Origin of the sequence: Eisenbergiella porci (genome assembly GCF_009696275.1) — a bacterium.
Taxonomy (GTDB): Bacteria; Bacillota; Clostridia; order Lachnospirales; family Lachnospiraceae; genus Eisenbergiella; species Eisenbergiella porci.
The window spans coordinates 1-5,130 of record NZ_VUMI01000108.1 but is presented as its reverse complement, the minus strand read 5'-3'; the positions used below and the strand labels follow the sequence as shown (position 1 = coordinate 5,130).

The window sequence follows — 5,130 nt, the reverse complement described above, 5'->3', positions numbered from 1 at the left end:
TTGATTGGTTGAAATCGCTGTAAGGAGTTCTTCCGAATTATGCAAAGTCTAAAGAGCCCGTACACTTTATATAATCAACAAAGTGTGGGCTCCACTTTGCATAATAACTTACTTTTCATAACCAGTGCCTCCTTTCTGATTGACCACCGCAATGATGGTTGCTTTTTTCGACATTTATCGTCACTCTCCTTCCTCTCGCTTCATTTTCAATTTCTTAAATCCTCCTTCCAAATATCCGTGTGACATATCGTGCCGAACAAGAGCATCGTAGTAGGTGTCTATTGTCGTCGGCGCATTGTATATCGTAGTCAGCATATACTGACGGATATTTCTAATCTTTGTGGTGTTCTCCTTGAAGCAGTCCATAACATATCGAATGTGTTCGGCATTCAGTTTCATAAACCGACTGCGGACAATTTCTGCCGGACGCTCCTCTGCACCAATGCGAATCAACGGTCGCTTCGTGCAAACTGTTTCAACGATCAACTCCAGAATGTTATCCAGCATTTCGGAATCGTAAGGGTAATCCTTCTTCAACAAATCCATACTGAGCTGATCCGAGAAATAATCAAAGTATTCTTGATACCGGTCATTCTCGTCCATCATTCCACCATTTCCGGAAGGAAAGATAGAATCAGTATCACTAAATTCAGTATTTTTAATATCAGTATTATTACATTGTGATTTCGGAAGTTCTTGAGTTGTGATTTCCATTGTTCCAGAATTGTGATTTTCACAATTCAAGAGTTGTGAATCCACAGCAGAGATAAAGTTCTTCACATAGATCAGGTTGGGCTTTCCCAAACCCTGGCGCTTACGTTCAATCAATCCTGCTTTCTTCTCAAGTTCACTGAGCAGCTTGATAGCCTTTTGTTCAGCACAGTTCAGAGCCATCTTCGCTTCGTCGATTGTAAAAATGATATACACTCTACCGTTTTTATCTATCCAACCATTCTTGGCAGACAGGCTCATGCGGTCAAGCAAAATGCCATACAGCATCTTGGCATCGGCAGAAATATTCCAGAACCTCTCGTTCGTGAACAACACCTTCGGAACTCGATAGAATGTGAATAGATCGGATTGCTGACCGTAAAAATAATCAAAACTCACACGGCTTCACCACCTTCTTTCTGCGGAAAACTTTCTGTTGTCAGCGGAATGCTGCGGAAAGTCGTATCCGTCTTTTCGTAAGGACATCGGGCAAAATAGTAGAAGCGGTATTCCTGTTCATACACATCCATATCAACGAAGCCCCACTTCACGCATAACCTTCTTCGTACACCAACCAATGCACGGGTGATCTCGCCCATAGGGACAGCCATCACATTCCGACTTGGGTTTCGGCGGCAAAGAGATTAAGTAGTAGCAATTATTTCTACCCAGACGGCAGCCCTTTCTGCCATTCGTCCAGAAGTAGCAGTAATGACAGTCGCTCGGCTTGTCTGCGGTATAAACAGGCTTGCTCAAATAAAACACCTCCAATCTCTTGTATTTGCCCATGGGTTTGGGCATAAAAAAAGAGCGCCTATCCATCCCCAATGCGGGGCAAATAGACGCTCTATGTACATAACGATATTTAATTTTATCTGCTATAACTGCATGGTATTCAAAACATCCGCCTTTTTTGATTAGCTGGATTTTTGGCACGATTTTGGGGCTGATTAGCAGGAAGGGCATTTTCATTAGCAAGAACAGCCCGTTTTCTGCTAAAAATTAGCTGGCGATTTTGTCTTATAACAACCGTTCGATTCTGGAGGGGTTGTCAAAAATCAAATTTTGGAGTAGAATTTTATCTCATACAGTGAAAGAGCTTTTTCGTAGCTTTTTATATAAGAAAAGCCGAAAACCCTTGAAAACAAAGGCTTTCGGCGTTGTTCACTGGCGTCCATAAGAGGATTTGAACCTCCGACCCCACGCTTAGGAGTTTGGAAAATTCAATATCCCAGGGTGCATCACAATGTCATGCAGTGCTAAAAAGTACCGTAAAATCAAGGAAATTGAACGATCCGAGTATCCTGGAATTTCTCGTAAGGACACCCCGTATTACCTCAAAAAACCTGCGCTCTTAGCACGGTTATTAGCATTAGCAGCCGGGGAACGCTCTGCGTTCACATGAGCTGGTGGGATTCAGTTCGATTTAAGGCGAGATCACAACTGAATACTTGACCCAATAAGGACACTCCGCATGATGTGAAGTGTCCTTTTTTATTGCTCCCTTGACCATTTTGCTAATATTTCCATTAAGGGACGAGAGTAATTAAATCGTCTAATGAAGTAACTTCTTTCTTCTCTTGGGAGTTTAGATAAGCTATAAATATATGCCATCTGTTGCCATGATTCCATATTAATATAGTTTTCTTTCTGTTCTCGCAACCAATCGCTTGCACTATTTTGCTTGGCAGACAAAATAATCTCTCTCCGAACAAAAGCCTCAGAATGTGAATACGCTTGTACCAGAGAAGAAAAATGATTTATATACTGATTTTTCGTAAATAAACTTAGCAGTAGCAAGCGAAAATACTCATTACTTTGCACAACATCGGTCTCCAATAGTGCTAAGATACTATTTCCGATATCCTTCCACTTCTCGGCAGGAATTTTTTGCACCGATCCTAAATACATGCACACGTTTGCGAAACAAGGAGTCAGCTTGTCTATATTAGTAAGTGTCGCATCTATTCCTCCGGGATGGCCAATTTGAGTTAACCGCCGATAAAACCATCGAAGCCTATCATACTCTACCGGAGTTTTGCTTAGGTATTCATTTATTATATTTCCAACAATCTCATCAGTAATGCTTGCCCAGTCTTCATCGCTTATGTCATTAAGAAATACAATTTTATAAGGATCGCCGTTTGAGTATTTATTAATTAGTTTTAATACTTTATCTTCTTGCTGGCTAATGGGGCGATCTTCAATCATATTAGCACATACTGACTTAAATTCTTCAGTAGTATAAATTTTAGTTTTATGCCTTTGAAGCATCAAGCGTTGCTGACGATCAAGAGTTGTTGCAACTTTAGACAGAGCCAAACGAGCGTCTGCTTCAGAGTTACAAAAAATGAGAATATCATCTACATATCGAATAAAGTCGATCCCTTGAGCTTGTAAGCTATTATCAATTGGAATCATTGCTGCTTCTGCCAGTAAATGTGCAGGGTGAGGGCCAACGGGGATACCTCGTGAGACCCCTGCAGTGGTACTTTCAAGTAGTCTGATAATCCACTTACACTCTTGATTTGGAAAACCAGATTCGATTAGCTGATTTTCAATAGTGTGATGGTATACTTGGTTATAATAATCAGCAATGTCGCAATATAGAATAGTCTTGCTCGGCATGCTTTTTTGATATGCAGTGCGCCAGAATTGGTTCCATGCAGCCCTATCATCATAAAACCCGTGTTCCATATCTGGATTGAATCGGTAACTAAAAACAACATTATTTGGTAAACGACGTTGTTCTATTAAGGTCCCATATTGATAGATTATGGCTGATAAAAGGATGCTATCCTGAGGGTCAAGCTGTGTAGCCTGACGATACGAAAGTTCATCTTTCGGTACAATAAAACGACGATGCGCTCCTGTTTCAAGTTGAGCTAAATCGACAGACATTAATTTATCTGCAAGTGCGTCAGATTTTTCAAGTAACGCGTCGAATTCTAAAATAGGGGGGAATAAATCACCATCCGAGTGCTTTTGAATAAATTGTATTGCCCAAACTAAACTTGCTTTGTCTAACATAATTGGATTATCCCTCCCCCAATTTATACGCCCAATGCCCACCTTCACGGCATTTGACGAGCTTTCCCTCTGCTGCTAACCCCGCAAGAATCCGATTCGCCGTCGCCGCTGAAACACCGCACAGCGCACGGACATCTGCGTTCATGATATATGGATGTGTTGCCAGGAACTTCTCGATCTGCTTCCAGCGCATCGTTGCCTTATCTATCGCTCCATCGCTCACCTCATCACTCGCATTGATTGCGTCAATGAGCGATGCTTTGATAGCTGAAAGCATTAACTCAATAAACGCTGTGGATTCTCCGGCATCATTGGAAGCATTGATGGCTGCGTAATACTCCTCCTGACGGTCATGGATGATGGATTCCACCGGTAGCCACGCGAAGGCGGGATTCCATTTTGAGAGCAACAGCGTATGCCACAGACGGCCCACACGGCCGTTTCCATCCGCAAAGGGGTGGATCAGTTCAAACTCATAATGGAACACACAACTGCGGATTAGCATATGCACATCGCTGTTTTTCACCCAGTCCAGCAGCTCCATGACCAAATCCGGGACATACTGCGGCAATGTTCCAAAATGAAGGACACGCCCTTCCTGATCTACAACACCCACAGGCCGGGTACGGAACATTCCTGACTCATCCACCAATTCTCGTGTCATAATGCCGTGAGCGGTCAGCAGATCATCTACGGAGTAGGGGTCCAACTCGTCCAGCCGCTCGTAAATATCATAGGCATTCTTGACCTCTGCAATATCCTTGGGCGGAGCCAGGACATGCTTACCGTTAAGGACCGCAGTTACCTGTTCCAGGCTGAGCGTATTCTGTTCAATGGCAAGGGAGCCGTGGATGGTACGAATACGATTGCTCCGGCGCAAAGTCGGGTTGCCGGAAAGCTGGTTCGTTGATGTGAGTCTGCCTACCAGCTCGGCAATTTCCGCCACAGAATCAATGATCGTATTCGTGATTTCAAAGGGTGGCTTTTTGTTTTTCATAACATCCTCGCATATCCGTAAACTATCATTATTGTACCAATAAATGGCCCAAAAATCAATACATCGCTCATTTCATCAATCAAAAGATAAGACTATATTTGACCGATTGTTCCGGAAACTTTGGGTGAACTTCCAGGATCAACAAAACAACTGTCTACAACTGAATCAGAAATCTATAAGGACATTTCGCATGGTGTGAAGTGTCCTTATTTTAATGGAGGTAATCACGATGAATACACAGATCATCGCCATCGCCAACCAAAAGGGCGGCGTTGGTTATGAAAAGCTACACATTATGCAAAGTAGGCGATAGAAAACCTTATAAATAAAGGATTCTTTGGTTGATTTACTTTTCATAATCCATCACGATTTAAGTGTATTTTTATCAAAGC

At 42.4% G+C, this 5,130-nt stretch carries 4 protein-coding genes; all 4 read right to left on the bottom strand.

Annotated elements, in window-relative coordinates; translation table 11 throughout:
- Window positions 1–180: 180 nt before the first annotated feature.
- The 4 genes from FYJ45_RS28710 to FYJ45_RS28695 all read right to left on the bottom strand — a co-directional run bounded on the left by FYJ45_RS28710 (window position 181) and on the right by FYJ45_RS28695 (window position 4,738).
- Window positions 181–1,110 (bottom strand): DUF6017 domain-containing protein, encoded by a 930-nt coding sequence (locus tag FYJ45_RS28710; protein ID WP_002304312.1) that lies wholly within the window; start codon window positions 1,108–1,110, stop codon window positions 181–183.
- Window positions 1,107–1,310, bottom strand: a complete 204-nt coding sequence (locus FYJ45_RS28705) for a hypothetical protein (RefSeq protein WP_223385014.1) — start codon at window positions 1,308–1,310, stop codon at window positions 1,107–1,109. The genes FYJ45_RS28710 and FYJ45_RS28705 overlap by 4 nt, the downstream gene beginning before the upstream one ends.
- Before the next feature lie 895 nt (window positions 1,311–2,205).
- Window positions 2,206–3,741, bottom strand: coding sequence for an RNA-directed DNA polymerase (locus tag FYJ45_RS28700; RefSeq protein WP_154468362.1), 1,536 nt, complete (start codon window positions 3,739–3,741; stop codon window positions 2,206–2,208).
- Between the two features lie 7 nt (window positions 3,742–3,748).
- Window positions 3,749–4,738, bottom strand: coding sequence for a Fic family protein (locus FYJ45_RS28695; RefSeq protein ID WP_154468361.1), 990 nt, complete (start codon window positions 4,736–4,738; stop codon window positions 3,749–3,751).
- Window positions 4,739–5,130: the final 392 nt, after the last annotated feature.